18 protein-coding genes are annotated in these 19189 nt (G+C 59.2%); 5 read left to right on the top strand and 13 right to left on the bottom strand.

What is annotated here, in order from left to right; all coding sequences use genetic code 11:
* Positions 1–168: 168 nt before the first annotated feature.
* The 6 genes from OKC28_RS07550 to OKC28_RS07575 are packed head-to-tail and all read right to left on the bottom strand — an operon-like array spanning position 169 to position 4987.
* Complete coding sequence (locus OKC28_RS07550) at positions 169–1347, bottom strand: hypothetical protein (protein ID WP_125609294.1); 1179 nt, start codon at positions 1345–1347, stop codon at positions 169–171.
* Between the two features lie 2 nt (positions 1348–1349).
* Complete coding sequence (locus OKC28_RS07555) at positions 1350–2012, bottom strand: energy transducer TonB (RefSeq protein WP_256686349.1); 663 nt, start codon at positions 2010–2012, stop codon at positions 1350–1352.
* On the bottom strand, positions 2009–2410 hold the full coding sequence (locus OKC28_RS07560; protein WP_005321875.1) for an ExbD/TolR family protein: 402 nt from the start codon (positions 2408–2410) through the stop codon (positions 2009–2011). The genes OKC28_RS07555 and OKC28_RS07560 overlap by 4 nt, the downstream gene beginning before the upstream one ends.
* Positions 2407–2937, bottom strand: a complete 531-nt coding sequence (locus OKC28_RS07565) for a MotA/TolQ/ExbB proton channel family protein (protein ID WP_256686350.1) — start codon at positions 2935–2937, stop codon at positions 2407–2409. The genes OKC28_RS07560 and OKC28_RS07565 overlap by 4 nt, the downstream gene beginning before the upstream one ends.
* Positions 2934–4229: a MotA/TolQ/ExbB proton channel family protein gene (locus tag OKC28_RS07570; protein WP_059112313.1), complete on the bottom strand. Its 1296-nt coding sequence runs from the start codon at positions 4227–4229 to the stop codon at positions 2934–2936. Before OKC28_RS07570 ends, OKC28_RS07565 begins: the two co-directional genes overlap by 4 nt.
* Positions 4226–4987, bottom strand: coding sequence for a DUF3450 domain-containing protein (locus OKC28_RS07575; RefSeq protein WP_270688525.1), 762 nt, complete (start codon positions 4985–4987; stop codon positions 4226–4228). The genes OKC28_RS07570 and OKC28_RS07575 overlap by 4 nt, the downstream gene beginning before the upstream one ends.
* 209 nt (positions 4988–5196) lie before the next feature.
* Between OKC28_RS07575 and OKC28_RS07580 the strand changes: the two genes are divergently transcribed.
* A complete protein-coding gene (locus OKC28_RS07580) occupies positions 5197–5973 on the top strand; it encodes a helix-turn-helix transcriptional regulator (RefSeq protein ID WP_005321862.1) in 777 nt (258 codons plus the stop codon).
* A 69-nt stretch (positions 5974–6042) separates the two neighbouring features.
* Here OKC28_RS07580 and glmS read toward each other — a convergent pair whose 3' ends face one another.
* Both glmS and OKC28_RS07590 read right to left on the bottom strand, forming a co-directional pair.
* The gene (glmS, locus tag OKC28_RS07585) at positions 6043–7875 is read right to left on the bottom strand and encodes a glutamine--fructose-6-phosphate transaminase (isomerizing) (protein ID WP_011899256.1); all 1833 of its coding nucleotides are present in this window, start codon (positions 7873–7875) and stop codon (positions 6043–6045) included.
* 71 nt (positions 7876–7946) lie between these two features.
* Positions 7947–8720, bottom strand: a complete 774-nt coding sequence (locus OKC28_RS07590; RefSeq protein ID WP_021139933.1) for a DeoR/GlpR family DNA-binding transcription regulator — start codon at positions 8718–8720, stop codon at positions 7947–7949.
* A gap of 123 nt (positions 8721–8843) precedes the next feature.
* Between OKC28_RS07590 and blrA the strand changes: the two genes are divergently transcribed.
* The 4 genes from blrA (at position 8844) to creD (ending at position 13337) form a co-directional block, all read left to right on the top strand.
* Entirely contained in the window at positions 8844–9518 is a 675-nt protein-coding gene (gene blrA / locus OKC28_RS07595) for a beta-lactam response regulator transcription factor BlrA (RefSeq protein WP_256686352.1), read from the top strand.
* Between the two features lie 58 nt (positions 9519–9576).
* A complete protein-coding gene (blrB, locus tag OKC28_RS07600) occupies positions 9577–10998 on the top strand; it encodes a beta-lactam sensor histidine kinase BlrB (protein WP_125600353.1) in 1422 nt (473 codons plus the stop codon).
* Positions 10999–11074: 76 nt separating this feature from the next.
* Complete coding sequence (blaOXA, locus tag OKC28_RS07605; protein WP_256686355.1) at positions 11075–11869, top strand: class D beta-lactamase; 795 nt, start codon at positions 11075–11077, stop codon at positions 11867–11869.
* A gap of 118 nt (positions 11870–11987) precedes the next feature.
* A complete protein-coding gene (gene creD / locus OKC28_RS07610; RefSeq protein WP_256686357.1) occupies positions 11988–13337 on the top strand; it encodes a cell envelope integrity protein CreD in 1350 nt (449 codons plus the stop codon).
* Positions 13338–13398: 61 nt separating this feature from the next.
* Here creD and glmU read toward each other — a convergent pair whose 3' ends face one another.
* The 5 genes from glmU to atpA form a co-directional block, all read right to left on the bottom strand.
* Complete coding sequence (gene glmU, locus OKC28_RS07615; protein ID WP_059169522.1) at positions 13399–14760, bottom strand: bifunctional UDP-N-acetylglucosamine diphosphorylase/glucosamine-1-phosphate N-acetyltransferase GlmU; 1362 nt, start codon at positions 14758–14760, stop codon at positions 13399–13401.
* Positions 14761–14854: 94 nt separating this feature from the next.
* The gene (locus OKC28_RS07620; RefSeq protein WP_005319630.1) at positions 14855–15283 is read right to left on the bottom strand and encodes a F0F1 ATP synthase subunit epsilon; all 429 of its coding nucleotides are present in this window, start codon (positions 15281–15283) and stop codon (positions 14855–14857) included.
* Positions 15284–15301: 18 nt separating this feature from the next.
* The gene (gene atpD / locus OKC28_RS07625) at positions 15302–16690 is read right to left on the bottom strand and encodes a F0F1 ATP synthase subunit beta (protein ID WP_005319628.1); all 1389 of its coding nucleotides are present in this window, start codon (positions 16688–16690) and stop codon (positions 15302–15304) included.
* A gap of 33 nt (positions 16691–16723) precedes the next feature.
* Entirely contained in the window at positions 16724–17590 is an 867-nt protein-coding gene (gene atpG, locus OKC28_RS07630) for a F0F1 ATP synthase subunit gamma (protein ID WP_005319626.1), read from the bottom strand.
* Between the two features lie 43 nt (positions 17591–17633).
* The gene (gene atpA / locus OKC28_RS07635; protein ID WP_005319624.1) at positions 17634–19175 is read right to left on the bottom strand and encodes a F0F1 ATP synthase subunit alpha; all 1542 of its coding nucleotides are present in this window, start codon (positions 19173–19175) and stop codon (positions 17634–17636) included.
* Between the last annotated feature and the right edge of the window lie 14 nt (positions 19176–19189).

Raw genomic sequence — 19189 nt, forward strand, 5'->3', positions numbered from 1 at the left:
GGCGCCGGCTTCACAAGGAAGCTGGCTCATCAGTTCGGCGTGTTCCGCCGTGCTGGTAGGGGCGCATTATAGGGAGCCGCGCCGCGATGACAAGGGCTTTTTGCAAAAATGCGTTCGTTTGCTGAAAAAGCAGGCTGAACCCCCTGAAACCAAGATATAAGCCTCTATTTACGCCGATTTTTTGCTCAATTCTTCGCTGTGAGCCTGAATATAGTTGACCCAGCTGGTTGCCCGCTGTTGCCAGTTACCCTGCTGTTGCAGTTCAAGGGCCAGTTTCAGCGCCTGGGTATATTGCTCCTTATTAAGGTATGCCTGCACCAGCAACGCCTTTGCTCTATTACCCTGTTCGCCCTTCACTGACTTGATGGCAGCCAGCTGGGTCATAGCGGCTTCCGTCTTGCCTTGTTGAAGCAGCAGTTCAGCTGCACGCATGGCCGCTTTGGGCTGAGCATGCTGTTTGGCGAGCAACTGCCAGCTATCAACCGCTTTTGGCCATTCACGAGCGCCCTCCCACAACTGGGCCAGCAACTGCCGGTTTTCGGCACTTTGCTTCATCTGTCCCTTGGACATGGCCGCTTCCAGCAGACGAGCACCACGATAAGGTAGCCCCTGCCAGGCATAAAGGCGGATCAACTGATTGCGGGCGGCGGCATCGTCCATCAATTTTCTATCGATGGCTGTCTGCAACAGAGCCAGCGCTTGATCACCACGCTTGGCAGAGAGGTTGAGCGAAACCGCCTGTTGCCACCATTTGCTCTCTTTCGGCTCGTGGCGGATCAGCTCGGCGGCCTGATCGGCTGCCACCCCGTAGCGCTGCAAGGCGGTGAGGGCGGAGAGGCGAATGATGGCAGCCTGCTTTTGCCAGCTCTTCTTGAGCAATTGTTCGCTCTGGCTGGCGGCCTCGGCATACTGTTTGTTGTGGTAATAGAGACCGGCTAACCGCAGGCGCAAGCCATCGTCGGGTTTGATCGCCAGTGCCGCCTTGTAGCTTGCGATGGCGCCAGACCAGTTGGATTGCTGGGCCTGGATATCGCCACGCAGGCGCAGCAGCTGGAGTTGTTGTTGCTCGGGCCACTCTTTATAGGTGAGCGCCTGCTCCACATAGCGGCTTGCCTGGGCGGTTTGCTGCAAATTGGCGGCCAGCGAAGCCTGCAACTGGGCCAGCCAGGCGCGCTCGGCATCGGTGTTTGGCTTGAGTACAGACGCCTTGCTCTGAGCCTGTTGCCACTGGCCGGACTGATAGAGCTTCATCACGGGTTCAAGCTGGCGGGAGAAGTGAGGGCTGACCTCCATGGCCAGACAGGCTTGGCTGACCAAGGCCAGCAGACAGATCCAGATCCGCAACATAGTTATGACTCCAGTTTGAATTTGAGCGTGATGACTTGCACCAGCTTGTCGGCAGCACCCGGTCTTGGTTGATAGCGCCACTTGTTGATCGCCTGAATGGCCGCCCGCTCGAACTGACGCTTGGGCTTGGCCTCGATCACTTCCACATCCTGTACTCGCCCTTCAGCATCGACGCTGAAGCGCAGGGTCACGGCGCCTTCGATCCCCGCCTGCTGGGCGCGATAGGGGTAAACAGGTTCGATCCGTTGCAGCGGCATCAACATATCGCCGGCGCCGACACCGGCGCCTTGCTGCTGACCATGAAAGTTACCGCTCAGTACAGGAGCCGTGCTGGTCGCCACACCGGGGGCATAGACCTGCACAGCGCTGAGGCTGGAGACCAGATCCAGGCTAGGTTGCACCGAAGGCAGCGGCGCTGCAGCCGGCAACGGCATGGGAGTCGACGCCAGTGCAGCGGGAGGTTCCGGCAGGGGTTCCGGCTCTTGCGGCACCGGGCGCTCACGCACCTGCACCTCTGCCACTTCATTCTGCATGTTGATGACGATGGATTTTTGCTCACTCGCCACCTTCTCCCCCTTGGGAGGCTCAACCAGAGTAGCCATGAACAGCAGGATCCCCAGACTGAGGGCAATTCCCAGTCCCAGACTCATCAACTTGTATTTCATTTCGGTGCCACCGCCACGGCAATATTGGCTATGCCCGCCGCCTTGGCCTCATCCATCACCCGCACTACCTTGCCGTGCGGTACTCGCTCGTCGGCCTGGATCACCAGGCTGGCATCGGGCTGTTCCGCCAACAGGCGGGCAATACTGGCCTGTACCCGCTCCACGTCTATCTGCTTGCGGTCGAGGAAGATCTGACCCTGGGCACCTATCGCCAGCATGATGCTGGAGGATTTCTGCGCCTTGGCCTGACTGGCCTGGGGTCTGTGCACCTCGAGCCCGGCTTCACGCACGAAGGAGGTGGTGACAATAAAGAAGATCAGCATGATGAACACGATATCCAGCATGGGAGTCATGTCGATCTGCACTTCGTCACGCTGACGTTTGGATTGCCGTCTCATTGCATTACCTTCTCTTCTCGCAGGCCGTCCCGGGTCTTGGCCAGCGTACGCTTGGCCTGGCTCTCGAGTCGGCTGAGTAACAAGACGCCGGAGAGGGCCACCACCATGCCTGCCATGGTGGGGATGGTGGCGCGAGAAATACCGCCCGCCATGCTCTCCGGGTTAAAGCGGTTGGCCGCGGCCAACGCATCGAATACGCCTATCATGCCGGTCACTGTACCGAGCAGGCCCAACATGGGGCAGAGCACCACCAGGGTGCGGATGAAGATCAGATGACGGTTGAGCTCAAGCTCGGCCTGAGCCAGCCAGCGACCACGAATGGCCCTGGCATGCCAGCTGTGGCGCTCACTGCGCGCCTGCCAGCGGCCAAGCAGCTGTTGCTGCAAGGGGCCAAAGCCCAGATTGAGGTAGAGCAGCCGCTCGATCATCAGAATCCACATCAGCACCAGCAGGGCCAGAATGACCCAGAGCACGGGGCCGCCACGCCCCATGAAGCTCTGCAACTGTTGCCAGATGTCGAGCATCATGCTGCCCGCTCCATCCCGTTGTTATTGCTCTCGGCGCGCTCGGCCAGGATGCCGGCGACTTGCTGCTCCAGCACATTGGAAAGCTCGGTGAAGCGGGACTGCAGCAGGCTGTGAGCCAGGATAAGTGGAATGGCAGCCACCAGACCCTGAACCGTGGTGATCAGCGCCATTGAGATGCCGCCCGCCATGATCTTGGGATCGCCGGTACCAAACTGGGTGATGGCCTGGAAGGTGCCGATCATGCCGGTCACAGTACCGAGCAGACCCAGCATGGGGGCAATGGCCGCGATCACCTTGACCATGCCGATGCCGCGCTCCATGCGGGGCGTCTCCTGCAGGATGGCCTCATCCAGCCTCAGCTCGAGGGTTTCCATGCTCAGCTCGGGATGCTGCTCCGCGACCGTCAGCACCCGACCAAGGGCATTGTCGGCGTGATACTCGCCGCTCTTGAGCTGGCGACGCACCAGAGTCAGCTCGCGGGAGAGGCTCCACAACCGCACTGCGGCGATCCCCAGACCGATGGCGGCCAGCAGCACTATGATGGCGCCCACCTGCCCACCCTGTTGAACTTGCTGCCAGAAAGTAGGCGCCTGTGCCAGCATCTCCAGCAGGGTACCGTGGGAAGGATCCAGCGGCAGAGTTTCTCCCTCCTGACCCTGATAGGCCGCAACCTCGGAGAGCACGCCACCTGGCAGACCCAGCACAGGGCTCAACCCCTCGGCAGTGGGCTGGAGGAAACCGTCACTACCAAACAGGGCAAAGCTGCCGACCCGGGTCAGCGGCTGCTCGCTGGCAGCGCCCTGGGCATCGAGCACCTTGCCGTCGAACTGGGCAATCCGGCCAGATTCGCGGATCTCTTGCAGCAGAGTCGCAGGCAACAGGGCGAGGGCGGCGCGATCCGGTACCTGCTTCTCCTGCGCCATGGCTTTCAACGGGGCAAGGCGATCGGGATATTGACCCTCGACCGCAGATTCGGCCAGCAGCTTGACCGCATCGCTGGCGCCCTGACGGGTCACGGCAAAAATGTCATTCATGTCGCCGGAGGCTTGCTCCCACTGGCCGTTGAGCTCGACCAGCTGCTTTTCATTGCTGGCGAACTGGCTGGCCAGCTCCTTGCTCAGACGCTGCGCCTCGGCCAGTTTGGCGCGGGCACTGTTGAGCTCTTTGGAGACGGTCGCCAGATCCTGCTGGGCCTGCTGTTCGCGAGCCTGTTCCTGCTGCTGCCAGGCCTCATCGGCGACGGCCACATTGGCACCCAGAGAGAGGGCGATAACGAGGGGGAACCATTTCATGACTGAGCCTCCTGGCTACGGCTGACCGACAGGGGCACATGGAGCAATTGCGGGACTTTCTTGTCGGTGGCCATCTCCAGTGCATCGGCGATGGGGGAGAGCCACTGACTGTCGAGGGCTTGCCACTGCTTTGCTTCCGTAGACCAACGCCATGCCTGACTGCGATCGGCTGTCATGGCCAGCAGGGAGACACGGCCCAGCACCAGCACGTCGACCCGGCGCTGCGCACCATCCAGCGCCAGCTCGGCGGAATAACTGTCCATCCGGCTGCCGTATTTGGCTTCGATCTGATAGGCCTGCAGCAGCTGACGGAATTTCTCCGCTTCGCTCACATCGGCTCTGGCCAGCGTCGCTTTCAGCTGTTCAACCCGTGCCAGGCGATCTTCTTTGCGCAGCGGCAGATCATCTTGCACCAGCTGTTCCAGATCGGCTTGCATCTGCAGCATCAGCGGGATCAGGCCCTGCCGGGTCTCTTGCACCGCCTCCAGCTGCTGGCTCAACTTGCCCAGCTCATTCTGCTGATCGGCCACCAAAGACTGCATGTAGCGGTTGTAGGCTTCCAGATCACGCAGTTGCAGCTGTGCATTTTGCAGCTCCAGTCTGGCGGCAACGGCCGCATCGGCGGCTTTTTCCACACGCTGCTGGGAGACTTTCCCGGCGGCGATGCTGTTCTTCAGTGCCGGTGCGACCAGATCATCGGCGCTGGCAGCGAAGTGGACTGACAATGGCAACAAGGCCAAACCCCAAAACTTGTTCATGATATAAATCTTAACAATGATAACTATTCTCATTGTCTCAAAGAGTGGGGTCAGTGGCAATCAGATGATTTTCTTGGCCTTCGGTGGAAAAAACAGGATAATTTTTAAGCAAGCACGGGAGTCACTGGCGTTGGTAGTCACAACACCAAATCAATAAATAAAAAATATCTTTTCGATCAATGTGATAGGGATCGAAAAAGGAGATGTACATGTTTAACGATGCGATCTGGGAACACATCGATCGATTCACCAAGGCCAAGAAGACCAGCGAGATCCAGCAGCAACTGGAGCGCTTCAGTCATCAAATGGGCTTTGATTACTTCCGTCTGCTGATTATTTTCCCCATCAGCATGCAGAAATCCCATGTGGCACTGTTCAACAACTGCCCCACCAGCTGGTTCGAAGCCTACAGCGAACGGCACTACCTGACCCAGGATCCAGTGGTGTTCCTGGGCCTGAAGCAGACCCAGCCCATCTTTTGGAACAAGCTCGACTGCGACTCACCCTGGCTACCCAGCGCCAGCCGGGAAGTCATGAATCTGGCCGCCGATTTCGGAGTGAGAAATGGCGTATCCTTCCCGCTACATACGCCGCAGGGGGAACACGGCATCCTCTCTTTCATCAGCAAGGAAAAATCCAATTCCGATCTGATGTTTGAAAACGTTCCCTTGCTGTCGTTCTGCGCCAGCTACATCTTCAATTCGGCGTTGCAGCTGATAAAGAGCAGACCGGATTTGATGAAGCACCTGACCGAGCTGTCGGATCGGGAGAAGGAGTGCCTGTTCTGGGCCAGTGAGGGCAAGACCTCCTGGGAGATCGCCACCATACTCGGCATCAGCGAACGCACAGTCAACTTCCACCTCAACCAGGTCACCAACAAGACCGACTCGAAGAACCGCAACCAGGCGATCGCCAAGAGCATCTCCAGCGGCATCATAGTGCCTTCGCTGGACGACGTGACCATCACCAACCTGCGGCTGTCATAGCGGCCACTCCGCCAGATAACCAAACAAAAAGAGCCGCAATGCGGCTCTTTTTTCATTTCAGACAACGGCTTATTCCACGGTCACGGATTTCGCCAGGTTGCGCGGCTGATCCACGTCCGTGCCCTTGATGAGGGCAACATGGTAGGAGAGCAGCTGCAACGGCACAGTGTAAACGATGGGGGCAATCATCTCTTCCACATGGTTCAGGCTCATCACCCGCATGGTGGCATCGCTCTTGAAGCCGGCGTTCGCATCGGCGAACACGTAGAGAATACCGCCACGAGCACGCACCTCTTCCACGTTGGACTTGAGCTTCTCCAGCAGATCGTTGTTCGGCGCCACCACTATGATGGGCATCTCGGCATCGATCAGCGCCAGCGGGCCGTGCTTCAGTTCACCGGCGGCATAGGCTTCGGCATGGATGTAGGAGATCTCTTTAAGCTTGAGCGCCCCCTCCATGGCGATGGGGTACTGACTGCCACGGCCGAGGAACAGGCTGTGGTGCTTGTCGGCGAACTCTTCGGCCAGCGCTTCTATGTCCTTGGCCAGCGCCAGGCTCTCCTTGATGCGCAGTGGCAGTGCTTGCAGCGCCTTGACCAGCTCGGCCTCGGCTTCGGCACTCAAGTTGCCACGGCAGTGACCAACGGAAGCCACCAGCATCAGCAGACCGGCCAACTGGGTGGTGAATGCCTTGGTGGAAGCCACGCCGATTTCGGCACCGGCACGGGTCATGAAGGCCAGATCCGATTCACGCACCAGAGAGGAACCCGGCACGTTGCAGATGGCCAGCGAGCTCATGTAGCCAGACTGCTTGGCCAGTCGCAGGGCGGCCAGGGTATCGGCGGTCTCGCCACTCTGGGACAGGGTCACCAGCAGGCTGTTGGGACGCACCACGGATTTGCGATAGCGGAACTCGGAGGCAATCTCCACGTCGCAGGAGACACCGGCTATCTCTTCGAACCAGTAGCGAGCGACCATGCCCGAGTTGTAGGAAGTGCCGCAGGCGACAATCTGGACGTGCTCGACCTTGTCAAAAATGGCGCGGGCGCCGTTGCCGAACGACTCGACCACAACGTGATCCGAACCCAGACGGCCTTCCAGGGTATTGGTAATCGCTTTGGGCTGCTCGTAGATCTCTTTGAGCATGTAGTGACGGTATTCGCCCTTGTCACCGGCATCGTGAGAAAGTTCGGACTCCAGCTCCTCACGCACCACGGCATCACCGTGAGTATCAAAGATATGCACGTCGCGACGGGTCACCTCGGCCACATCGCCCTCTTCCAGGAAGATGAAGCGACGGGTCACCGGCAGCAATGCCATCTGGTCGGAGGCGATGAAGTTCTCGCCTATGCCACGGCCAATCACCAGCGGGGAGCCGGAGCGAGCCACGACCACACGGCTGTCATCACGGCTGTCCATCACCACAGTGCCATAAGCACCGCGCAGCTGTTTCACCGCAATCTGCATGGCGGCCAGCAGGCTGTCGGCAGATTTCAGTTCGTGGTGCACCAGATGAGCGATCACTTCGGTGTCGGTGTCTGAGCTGAACACATAACCCAGCCCCTGCAGCTCGGCACGCAGCTCTTCGTGGTTCTCTATGATGCCGTTGTGCACAACAACGATATGCTCGGAGACGTGAGGGTGTGCATTGCGCTCGGACGGCTCGCCATGGGTAGCCCAACGGGTGTGGGCGATACCGGTTCCACCATGGACGGACTGCTCCTCCAGCGCCTTGGCCAGCTCGGCCACCTTGCCCAGACGGCGAACCCGCTGCAGCGGCTGGTTGGCGCTGAACACGGCCACACCGGCCGAGTCGTAGCCGCGATATTCCAGACGGCGCAGGCCTTCTACCAGGATTTCAGCCACATCACGTTGGGCGACGGCCCCGACGATGCCACACATACACTTCTCCTCAAGACGTAATAAACGGAAATTGATTTGGATGGTTCAGATAAAAATGTCAGCCAGTCCTGTCAGCCAGCAACCGGGGCGCAGATCAGCGTGATCCCCCTGGCTTGAATTTGTTCTCTGGCCGAGGTGGCCAGCCCTTCATCGGTCACCAGGGTATGGATGCTCGACCAGGGCAGCTCCAGATTGGGGATCTTGCGGCCAATCTTCTCCGACTCGACCATGACGATGACCTCCCGCGATACCTCGGCCATCACCCGGGACAGGCCCACCAGCTCGTTGAAGGTGGTGGTGCCCCGCTCCGGATCTATGCCATCGGCACCGATGAACAGCTGGTCAAAGTCATAGGAGCGCAGCACCTGCTCCGCCACCTGACCCTGAAAGGATTCAGAGTGGGGATCCCAGGTACCGCCGGTCATCAGCAGAGTAGGTTCGTTCTCCAGCTCGCGCAGGGCACCGGCCACATTGAGGGAGTTGGTCATGACGATGAGGCCGCGCTTGTTGCCCAGCATGGGGATCATGGCGCTGGTGGTGCTGCCGCTGTCGATGATGACGCGATTGTGATCGCGGATCCGTTCGGCGGCGGCACGGGCAATGGATAGCTTTCGTTTCGAAACTTGCTCCGGATTGCTGTCCACCACCATCTCGCTCGGCAGAGGCACGGCACCACCATAACGACGCAACAGCAGGCCACCGGTTTCCAGCACAGCGAGATCTTTTCGGATGGTCACTTCCGAGGTGGAGAAGTGCTTGGCAAGGGTATCGACACTCACTTCACCCTGCTCCTGCACCAGATTCACTATGGTGTGACGGCGCTGCTGAGTATTACGTTTGGTCATCATTAAGTTTCGATTCGAAAGAATGACGAAATGTTAGCGCCTTTTTCGGAAAAGTAAAACAGCAAATAGGATCCGATTTGGTTCGATGCCAGAATGGGGCAGCTGATTTGCGACGAGGACGCCATGCAAAAAAAAGTTATCTGGCTGGTGGAAGATGAGGCCAGCATCGCCGACACCCTGATCTATGCGCTGCAAACCGATGGTTTCGAGGTGGAGTGGTTTCCCCTTGGCCAGCCACTGTTGACGCGACTGGAACAGACGCGACCCGACTTTCTGATCCTGGATGTGGGGCTGCCGGACATCAGCGGCTTCGAGTTGTGCAAGCAGGTACGGGTCCGCTGCGACACCCCCCTGATGTTTCTCACCGCCCGCAGCGAGGAGATAGACAGGCTGATAGGGCTGGAAATTGGCGCCGACGATTATGTGGCCAAGCCGTTCTCGCCACGGGAGGTGTGTGCCCGGGTACGAGTGATACTGCGCCGCAGCCAGCCGGCAGCCACCCAACCGAGCCAATTGCTGGCACTGGATGAGGAGCGGGCCCGCATCAGCTTTCACGGCCAGCCGCTGGCCCTCACCCGTTACGAGTACCTGCTGCTCAAGACGCTGATGCAGGCACCTGGACGGGTCTACTCTCGTCAGCAGTTGATGGATCTGGTGTGGAGCGGGGCAGAAGAGAGCCTGGATCGCACCGTCGACACTCACATCAAGACCATTCGCGCCAAGCTGCGGGAACGTGACGCTGACGCCAACCTGATCCTGACCCATCGCGGGCTGGGCTATAGCCTGGAACTGGCATGAGGATCGGCCTGCAGCAAGCATATGGTCTGGCGCCCGGATACAAACGGATAGAACTGGTATGAGAATAGGACTGCAACTGCTGTGCGGACTGGTGCTGATCTTCGCGCTGGCGGCCTGGTTTGTGCTGGAGATCTTCGTCGAGGAGATAAAACCCGGGGTGCGCAGCGCCACTGAAGATACCCTGGTCGACATGGCCCAGATGCTGGCACCGCTGGCACTGGACGATCTGCAGGAAGGGAAAATGGCCGATGGCAGGCTGGCCAGCGCCTTCGCCCGTCTCAACCAGAGCCCCATCAATGCCCTGATCGACGGGCACCTCAAGCAACAGGCTGAATATCGCATCTATGTGACCGACGCTAAAGGCAAGGTGGTCTATGACTCGGACGGGGTGGATCTGGGCAAGGACTATTCGCGCTGGAACGACGTCTACCGTACCCTGCGCGGCCAGTACGGGGCTCGCAGTACCCGCAGCGATCCGGATGATCCCGCCAGCTCCGTCATGCACGTGGCCGCGCCGCTGCGTGAAGGGGGGAACATACTGGGCTCCCTCACGGTCGCCAAACCCAACCGCACTCTGATGCCAATGATAGAGCGCAGCGAACACCAGCTATTGCAGGCGGCAGCCATGCTGTTGCTCATCTCGCTGCTGATCGGTGCCCTGCTGGCATGGTGGCTCAACCGCGCCATCGGCAAGCTGGTGCACTACGCCGATGCGGTCAGTCACAACCAGCCAGCCACTCTGCCGGGACTCCACAGCCCGGAGCTGGAGCGACTCGGTCGCTCCCTCGAAACCATGCGCCGTCAGCTCGATGGGAAGGCCTATATCGAATCCTATGTACACAGCCTGACCCACGAGCTGAAGAGCCCGCTGGCCGCCATTCGCGGGGCTGGAGAGCTGCTGGCCGAAGCGCCCCCCCCCGAGGTAGCCCGACGTTTCATCGGCAACATCAATCTGGAAACAGCCCGCATGCAGCAGTTGATAGAACGCATGCTGCAACTGGCCAAGCTGGAATCGGGGCAGGGGCTGGATCGCCAGGCAACCGAACCCGCCAGACTGGGCAAGCGGGTGCTTGATGCCCGCCAGATCATAGCCCAGCGTCGTCAGGTAACCCTGGTGGCCGAACTGGCCGACGCCTCAAAGCAGAAGTGGGATCCCCTGCTGGTAGAGCAGGCCCTCGGCAACCTGCTGGACAACGCCCTCGACTTCTCCCCTGCCGGCAGCACGGTCAGATTGACCGGCGAGATGCATGCAGACGGCTATCGCTTTCAGGTACGGGATCAGGGCCCCGGCATTCCGGACTATGCCCTGCCACGCATCTTCGAGCGTTTCTACTCCCTGCCCAGACCCGACAAGGGCAAGAGCAGCGGTCTGGGGCTCAGCTTTGCCACAGAAGTGGCACGCCAGCATGGCGGTCGGCTGCACCTCTGCAACCAGCCAGAAGGTGGCGTGCTGGCCGAACTCTGGCTGCCAGCCGGCTGACACTTCACATTGGACACATAAAGTGGCGCTATGCTGCCGCCTCCCGGCCCTTTGTCCCATTCTCCAAGGAGACCCCATGTCCCGGATCCTGTTACCCGGCCTGCTCGCAGCAGGCCTGATATTCTCACTGCCAGCCAGCGCGGCCTCCGGCTGCATGCTGTTTGCCGATGGCACAGGCAAGCCCATCAGCAGCCAGGGGGATTGCTCCAGCCAGTTGCCACCCGCCTCCACCTTCAAGATACCACTGGCGCTGATGGGCTATGACAGCGGCTTCCTGGTGGATGAAAATCTGCCCGCTCTGCCATTCAAACCCGGCGACGATGACTGGTTGCCCGCCTGGCGCGAGACCACTACCCCGAGCCGCTGGCTCACCTACTCTGTGGTCTGGTACTCCCAGCGTCTCACGGAGTGGCTGGGGATGGAGCGCTTCCAGCAGTATGTCGACCGCTTCGACTACGGCAACCGTGATCTTGCGGGCAATCCCGGCAAGCACGATGGTCTGACCCAGGCCTGGCTCAGTTCGAGCCTCGCCATCAGCCCTCAGGAACAGGCCCGCTTCCTCGGCAAGATGGTGAGCGGCAAGCTGCCGGTCTCCTCACATACACTGCAGCACACGGCCAATATCCTGCGCCAGCCCGACATCGATGGCTGGCAGATCCACGGCAAGACCGGCATGGGCTACCCCAAGCTGCTGGATGGCACCCTCAATCGGGATCAGCAGATCGGCTGGTTTGTCGGCTGGGCCAGCAAACCGGGCAAGCAGCTCATCTTTGTCCACACTGTCGTGCAAAAGCCCGGCAAGCAATTCGCCTCGCTCAAGGCGAAGGAAGAGGTGTTTGCCGCCCTGCCTGACCAGCTGAAGAAGCTGTGATCCCAGAACCGGCGCAAGGCGCCGGTTTTTTTATCACCCTTCACTCCCGCTTCACACGGCCCCATATCCTCTTCACCCAAGCCCGGCACACTTGTTCCCGTCAACAAGGAGACGTGTCATGGTCAAACAGATATTCACCCACAAGATCTTTCTGCTGCTGTTGCTCAGCCTGCTGCTGATGGTGCCGGTGCAATCCATCATGGAGCTGAACCGGGAGCGTCAGGCCTATCGCAGTCAGGCCATCCACAGCATCATGGCCAGCAGCAGCGGACCGCAGCGGCTGCTCGGGCCGGTCGTGGTGCAGCCTTACACCCGCACCGTCATCATGGAGCAGGATGGCAAGCGCTTCGAACGCAAGCTGCAGCTCTACCGCTACCTGCTGCCGGAACAGCTGGATGTGCGGGCCAGCATGGAAGTAACCCCCCGCAAGCTCGGCATCTATCAGGCCCAGGTCTACCAGACCCGGATCTCCCTCTCCGGGCATCTGCCAACCCGGCTGGAAGGCAAGACGCTGGTATCCGGTGATCCCGATCTGAGCGTCGATGGCGCCGATCCGGCATTGGTGGCGGGCAAACCCTATCTGAGCCTGGTGCTGTCCGATGCCCGCGGTATCAACAGCGTCCCCGAACTGCAATTGGGGGAAGCGCGCATTCCGTTTGCCCCTGGTGCCCGGCTGGGTGACGGTCTGGCCGGTATCCATGCCCCCCTCGATACCTTGCCGGACGACAATGGCGTCTTCCATATCGAACTGAATCTGCAGGGCATGAACACCCTCGAAGTAGTGCCGCTCGGTCAGGACAGCAAGCTTCACCTCAGTAGCAACTGGCCTCACCCCAACTTCATCGGCGACTTTCTCCCCGGCAACCGGACCTTGGATCAGCAAGGCTTCGAGGCCAGCTGGCAGACCAGCTGGTTTGCCACCGACATGGAGACCCGCTTCAATCGCATGATGAAGAGAGTCAGCGGCGATCTGCCCGCCTTCAGCGTCAGCCTGGTGCAGACGGTGGATCACTATCAGCTGAACGAGCGGGCGGCCAAGTATGCACTGCTGTTTATCGGCCTAACCTTCATCAGCTTCTTCATGTTCGAACTGCTCAAAGGGTTGCGGGTACACCCGATCCAGTACGCTCTGGTGGGAATGGGGCTGGCGATCTTCTATCTGGTGCTGCTGGCACTGACCGAGCACCTGGGCTTTGGCTGGGCGTATCTCATCGCCAGTCTCGCCAGCGTGCTGCTCAACGGTTTTTACCTTAGCCATGTGCTGGGCGGGCCTAAACAGGGGCTCGGCTTCGCGGCCTTGCTGGGGCTGGTTTACGCCATACTGTTCGGCCTGTTGCAGGCAGAAGAGATAGCCCTGCTGCTCGGCGCCCTGCTGCTGTTCGCCATACTGGCGCTGGTCATGATGCTGACCCGCAAGCTGGATTGGTATCGCGTGATGGGCAACAACTCACCAACCCGCGAACCATAAGGGATCTGTCAGAAACAAAACCGGCGCCATCAGGCGCCGGTTGCATTTTAGTGATCGGGTATCACTTCTTCTTGACCGGACGGGCCCAATTCTTGATGTGGCGCTGGGGCACACGGGTGATGACCAGCTCGTTCTCGGCCACATCCTTGGTGATGGTTGAACCGGCCCCCAGGGTAGCGCCCTTGCCGATGCGCACCGGCGCTACCAGCTGGGTATCGGAGCCAACAAACACATCGTCCTCTATGATGGTCTGGAACTTGTTCACACCGTCGTAGTTGCAGGTGATGGTGCCGGCACCGATGTTCACCTTGGCACCCACCTCGGCATCCCCCAGATAAGTGAGGTGACCACACTTGGAACCGACCCCGAGACGGGATTTCTTCATCTCGACGAAGTTGCCGACGTGGGCATCCTGCTCCAGCACGGCGCCAGGACGCAGACGGGCAAACGGGCCAACGGAACACAGATCCGCCACCTGAGCCCCTTCGATGATGGAGTAAGGTTTCACCTCGGTATGATCGCCGATGACGCAATCCTTCAGCACGCTGCCGGCCCCGATGCGCACCTGGTTGCCGAGCGTCACCTTGCCTTCGATGATGACGTTCACATCGATCACCACCTCTTCGCCGATCTCCAGCGTTCCACGCAGATCGAAACGAGCGGGGTCGAGCAGGGTCGCACCGGCGATCATCAGCTTCTCGGCCTGCATCTTCTGGTAGCTTCGCTCGAGCGCCGCCAGCTGAACCCGGTTGTTGGCGCCTTCCACTTCCATGGCGCTGTCAGGATGGACGGCGGCGATGGGGCAACCATCGGCATGGGCCATGGCGATCACGTCGGTCAGGTAGAGTTCGCCCTGGGCATTGTTGTTGTCCAGGCGCGACAACCAGCCACGCAAGTCGGCGCCGTTGGCCACCAGTACACCCGTATTCACTTCACGGATGGTCAGCTGCTCGGCATTGGCATCCTTCTGCTCGACGATACCGACCACCTGGCCGTTTTCCCGCACGATACGGCCGTAGCCGGTGGGGTTGTCCAGTACCACTGTCAGCAGCGCCATGCCCTTGTCGGCCTTGGCGGCCAGCAGCCGTTGCAGTGTCTCTGGCTGGATCAGCGGAGTATCGCCGTAGAGCACCAGCACGTCATCTTCATCTTTCCAGAACGGGATCGCCTGGGCGACGGCATGGCCGGTACCCAGTTGCTGCGCCTGCAGCACCCAGTTCAAGTCGGGCGCCAGGATCCGCTCCTTCAACAGCTCGGCACCGTGGCCATACACCAGGTGCAACTGCTCGGCACCGACCTGGCGGGCGGTGTCGATCACATGGGAAACCATGGGTTTATTGGCTACCGGATGCAGCACTTTGGGCAGGACAGAGCGCATGCGAGTACCTTTACCCGCAGCCAGGATCACGACGTTGAGGGACATAATTCGACCTTTGAAACATGAAAAAATACTCGGCGGAGTCTATCCAACGAGCAAAAAAAAAGCGACCAGAAGGTCGCTTTTTACATCACCGCAATTAACGGTAATTCTTTTTGACGATATCGATAACCCGCAGTTGGGCCATCGCCTTGGCCAGCTCGGTGGCGGCCTGGGCGTAGTCGATATCACCATGGGAGCTGTGGATCCGCGCTTCGGCCGCACGTTTGGCTTCCAGGGCTTTCGCCTCATCCAAATCCTTGGCACGAATCGCAGTGTCCGCCAGTACGGTCACAGATTCGGGTTGTACTTCCAGCATACCGCCGGAGATGTACAGCACCTCTTCCGCTCCATTCTGCTTCACCAGACGGACCAGGCCCGGCTTGATGGCAGTCAACAACGGAGCATGACCGTGACGGAGACCCAGCTCACCCTCGAGGCCTGATACCTGAGCAGATTGCACGCGACCGGAAAACAGTTTCCCTTCGGCGCTCACCACATCCAGGTGAAAGGAGATCATCTCAGCCATGGGCCCTCCTATCGAGGCTTACAGTTTCTTGGATTTCTCGACGACTTCGTCGATGCTGCCAACCATGTAAAACGCCTGCTCAGGCAGATCGTCATACTCGCCTTTCAGGATGCCCTGGAAACCACGGATGGTCTCTTTCAGCGGCACGTATTTGCCCGGAGAACCGGTAAACACTTCTGCCACGAAGAACGGCTGGGACAAGAAACGCTCTATCTTACGGGCACGGGCTACGGTCAGTTTGTCTTCTTCTGACAGTTCATCCATACCCAGGATGGCGATGATGTCCTTCAGCTCTTTGTAACGCTGCAGCACTGTCTGAACGCCACGAGCAGTCTCGTAGTGCTCTTTGCCAACTACCAGCGGATCCAGCTGACGGGAGGTGGAGTCCAACGGGTCAACGGCCGGGTAGATACCCAGTGCCGCGATCTGACGGGACAGAACGACAGTGGCGTCCAGGTGGGCGAAGGTGGTCGCCGGAGACGGGTCGGTCAAGTCATCCGCAGGCACGTAAACGGCCTGGACTGACGTGATGGAACCGGTCCGGGTGGAGGTGATGCGCTCTTGCAGAACACCCATCTCCTCGGCCAAGGTCGGCTGGTAACCTACTGCAGACGGCATACGGCCCAGCAGTGCGGATACCTCGGTGCCCGCGAGCGTGTAACGGTAGATGTTGTCCACGAAGAACAGCACGTCACGACCTTCGTCACGGAACTTCTCGGCCATGGTCAGGCCGGTCAGCGCTACGCGCAGACGGTTTCCGGGTGGCTCGTTCATCTGACCGTAAACCAGAGATACTTTGTCCAGTACGTTGGACTCCATCATCTCGTGGTAGAAGTCGTTACCCTCACGGGTACGCTCACCCACACCGGCGAACACGGAATAACCGCTGTGTTCGATGGCGATGTTACGGATCAGCTCCATCATGTTGACGGTTTTGCCTACACCGGCACCACCGAACAGACCGACTTTACCACCCTTGGCGAACGGACATACCAGGTCGATAACCTTGATGCCGGTCTCCAGCAGGTCGTTGCTGTTGGACTGATCTTCGTAGCTGGGGGCCGCGCGGTGGATGGACCAACGCTCTTCCTCACCGATCGGACCTTTTTCGTCGATCGGCTCACCCAGTACGTTCATGATCCGACCCAGAGTCGATACACCGACCGGCACCTGGATGGATTTACCGCTATTCATTACTTCCAACCCACGACGCAGACCGTCGGAGGAGCCCATGGTGATGCAACGAACGACGCCGCCACCGATCTGTTGCTGAACTTCCAGCACCAGACCCTGACCTTGACCTTCGCTGACGACCTTGACTGCGTCGTACACCTGGGGCACGGCATCCTGCGGGAACTCGATGTCCACCACAGCGCCGATGATTTGGACGATGAAACCGTTACTCATGTCAAATCCTCTAAACCTTTGATAACCCTTGCCTTACACCGCAGCAGCACCGGATACGATCTCTGTCAGTTCCTGGGTAATACTGGCCTGACGGGCCTTGTTGTACACCAGTTGCAGGTCGTTAATCAGGTTGCCGGCGTTGTCAGTCGCGGCTTGCATGGCAACCATTCGGGCTGCCTGTTCACTTGCCAAGTTTTCTACCACCCCCTGGTATACCTGGGATTCGACATAGCGAATCAGCAGGGTGTCCAGCAGTTGCTTGGGATCCGGCTCATAGATGTAATCCCAGTGGTGTTTCTTGGCGAGCTTGCTGTCTTCAGTTACGGGCAAAGGCAGCAGTTGATCGACCCGTGGTTGCTGCACCATGGTGTTCACGAACTTGTTGTACACCAGATACAGCCTGTCAATCTCACCGTTGTCGTAAGCCTTCAGCATGACCTTGACTGAACCAATCAGGTCATTGACGCTCGGGTTGTCACCCAGTCCTGCGACATGAGCTTGCACCTTGGCGCCGTGCCGTTCAAAGAAGCTGGAGGCCTTGTTGCCGATCAGAGCCAAGTCAACCTTGGCACCTTTCGCGCTCCATTGCTTCATATCATTGAGGGCAGCCTTGAACAGGTTGATGTTCAAACCGCCACACAGGCCACGGTCGGTGGAGACGACTATGTAACCCACTCGCTTGACCTCACGTTCCATGAGGTAGGGGTGCTTGTATTCCAAGTTCCCCTGGGCGATATGGCCGATCACCTTGCGCATGGTTTCAGCGTACGGACGGCTGGCAGACATGCGTTCCTGCGCACGGCGCATTTTGCTTGCTGCCACCATTTCCATAGCGCCGGTGATCTTCTGAGTGTTTTTCACACTCCCGATCTTGTTACGTATCTCTTTTGCGCCGGCCATCTCTTACTCTCCATCAGGTGGCAGCTCGCGCTGCCACACACGCTTACCAGGTCTGGGTTGCCTTGAAGTCATCCAGCAACGCAGTCAGCTTGCCAACGATCGCGTCGTTGTAATCTGCTTTGGCATTGATTTCAGCCATCAGCTCAGCATGCTGGGTATTGGCGTAAGAGAGCAGAGCGGCTTCGAAGTCGACAATCTTGTTCAGTTCGACATCGGAGAGATAGCCTTTCTCGGCGGCGAACAGCACCAGCGACTGCTGGGCCACGCTCATCGGAGAGTATTGCTTCTGCTTCATCAGCTCGGTCACTTTCACACCGTGATCCAGCTGCTTGCGAGTTGCCTCGTCCAGATCAGAAGAGAACTGGGCGAATGCCGCCAGCTCGCGATACTGGGCCAGTGCGGTACGGATACCACCGGACAGCTTCTTGACGATCTTGGTCTGAGCAGCACCGCCCACACGGGATACGGAGATACCCGGGTCAACCGCCGGACGAATACCGGAGTTGAACAGCTGTGAAGTCAGGAAGATCTGACCATCGGTGATGGAAATCACGTTGGTCGGTACGAATGCAGACACGTCACCGGCCTGGGTTTCGATGATCGGCAGCGCGGTCAGAGAACCGGTCTGGCCTTTCACGGCACCATTGGTGAACTTCTCTACGTACTCGGCGTTGACGCGAGCAGCACGCTCCAGCAGACGGGAGTGCAGATAGAAAACGTCACCCGGGTAGGCTTCACGTCCTGGCGGACGGCGCAGCAGCAGGGAGATCTGGCGATAAGCTACGGCCTGCTTGGACAGGTCATCATAGATGATCAGCGCGTCTTCACCGCGGTCACGGAAGTACTCACCCATGGAGCAACCGGCATACGGAGCCAGGTATTGCAGGGCGGCAGCTTCGGACGCAGAGGCAACCACCACTATGGTGTTGGCCAGGGCGCCGTGCTCTTCCAGCTTGCGTACCACGTTGGCGATGGTGGAGGCCTTCTGGCCAATCGCAACGTAGACACACTTAATACCGGAGTCTTTCTGGTTGATGATGGTATCGATCGCGATGGCGGTCTTGCCCACCTGACGGTCACCGATGATCAGCTCACGCTGGCCACGACCGATAGGGATCATGGCATCGATGGCTTTCAGACCGGTCTGAACCGGCTGGTCAACGGACTTGCGCTCGATAACGCCCGGGGCGATCACTTCGATCGGCGAGAAGCCGTCGTTTTCGACCGGACCTTTACCGTCGATCGGCTGACCCAGGGTGTTCAGCACCCGGCCCAACAGACCACGACCTACCGGCACTTCCAGAATACGGCCAGTGCCTTTTACTTTCATTCCTTCTGACAGACCGTCATAGGAACCCATGATCACAGCACCAACGGAGTCACGCTCCAGGTTCAATGCCAGAGCGAAGCGGTTGCCCGGCAGCTCGATCATCTCACCTTGCATGGCATCGGCCAGGCCGTGAATACGAATGATACCGTCGCTCACAGAGACGATGGTACCTTCATTACGCGCTTCACTTTTGACATCAAACTGCGCGATGCGCTGCTTGATAAGCTCGGCGATTTCAGTGGAATTCAGTTGCATGCTCTAATACCCCA

This window comes from Aeromonas sp. D3 (assembly GCF_027705025.1).
Lineage (GTDB): Bacteria > Pseudomonadota > Gammaproteobacteria > Enterobacterales > Aeromonadaceae > Aeromonas > Aeromonas salmonicida.

Excerpts from the sequence above, each read along its gene's own strand:
- OKC28_RS07580 (WP_005321862.1), top strand. The coding sequence starts at position 5,197 with ATGTTTAACGATGCGATCTGGGAACACATCGATCGATTCACCAAGGCC.
- OKC28_RS07620 (WP_005319630.1), bottom strand. The coding sequence starts at position 15,283 with ATGGCTGAGATGATCTCCTTTCACCTGGATGTGGTGAGCGCCGAAGGG.
- blaOXA (WP_256686355.1), top strand. The coding sequence starts at position 11,075 with ATGTCCCGGATCCTGTTACCCGGCCTGCTCGCAGCAGGCCTGATATTC.
- OKC28_RS07570 (WP_059112313.1), bottom strand. The coding sequence starts at position 4,229 with ATGAAATGGTTCCCCCTCGTTATCGCCCTCTCTCTGGGTGCCAATGTG.
- OKC28_RS07560 (WP_005321875.1), bottom strand. The coding sequence starts at position 2,410 with ATGAGACGGCAATCCAAACGTCAGCGTGACGAAGTGCAGATCGACATG.
- blrA (WP_256686352.1), top strand. The coding sequence starts at position 8,844 with ATGCAAAAAAAAGTTATCTGGCTGGTGGAAGATGAGGCCAGCATCGCC.
- glmS (WP_011899256.1), bottom strand. The coding sequence starts at position 7,875 with ATGTGTGGCATCGTCGGGGCCGTCGCCCAACGTGATGTGGCTGAAATC.
- glmU (WP_059169522.1), bottom strand. The coding sequence starts at position 14,760 with ATGTCCCTCAACGTCGTGATCCTGGCTGCGGGTAAAGGTACTCGCATG.
- blrB (WP_125600353.1), top strand. The coding sequence starts at position 9,577 with ATGAGAATAGGACTGCAACTGCTGTGCGGACTGGTGCTGATCTTCGCG.
- creD (WP_256686357.1), top strand. The coding sequence starts at position 11,988 with ATGGTCAAACAGATATTCACCCACAAGATCTTTCTGCTGCTGTTGCTC.
- atpD (WP_005319628.1), bottom strand. The coding sequence starts at position 16,690 with ATGAGTAACGGTTTCATCGTCCAAATCATCGGCGCTGTGGTGGACATC.
- OKC28_RS07555 (WP_256686349.1), bottom strand. The coding sequence starts at position 2,012 with ATGAAATACAAGTTGATGAGTCTGGGACTGGGAATTGCCCTCAGTCTG.
- atpG (WP_005319626.1), bottom strand. The coding sequence starts at position 17,590 with ATGGCCGGCGCAAAAGAGATACGTAACAAGATCGGGAGTGTGAAAAAC.
- OKC28_RS07590 (WP_021139933.1), bottom strand. The coding sequence starts at position 8,720 with ATGACCAAACGTAATACTCAGCAGCGCCGTCACACCATAGTGAATCTG.
- OKC28_RS07565 (WP_256686350.1), bottom strand. The coding sequence starts at position 2,937 with ATGATGCTCGACATCTGGCAACAGTTGCAGAGCTTCATGGGGCGTGGC.
- OKC28_RS07575 (WP_270688525.1), bottom strand. The coding sequence starts at position 4,987 with ATGAACAAGTTTTGGGGTTTGGCCTTGTTGCCATTGTCAGTCCACTTC.
- OKC28_RS07550 (WP_125609294.1), bottom strand. The coding sequence starts at position 1,347 with ATGTTGCGGATCTGGATCTGTCTGCTGGCCTTGGTCAGCCAAGCCTGT.
- atpA (WP_005319624.1), bottom strand. The coding sequence starts at position 19,175 with ATGCAACTGAATTCCACTGAAATCGCCGAGCTTATCAAGCAGCGCATC.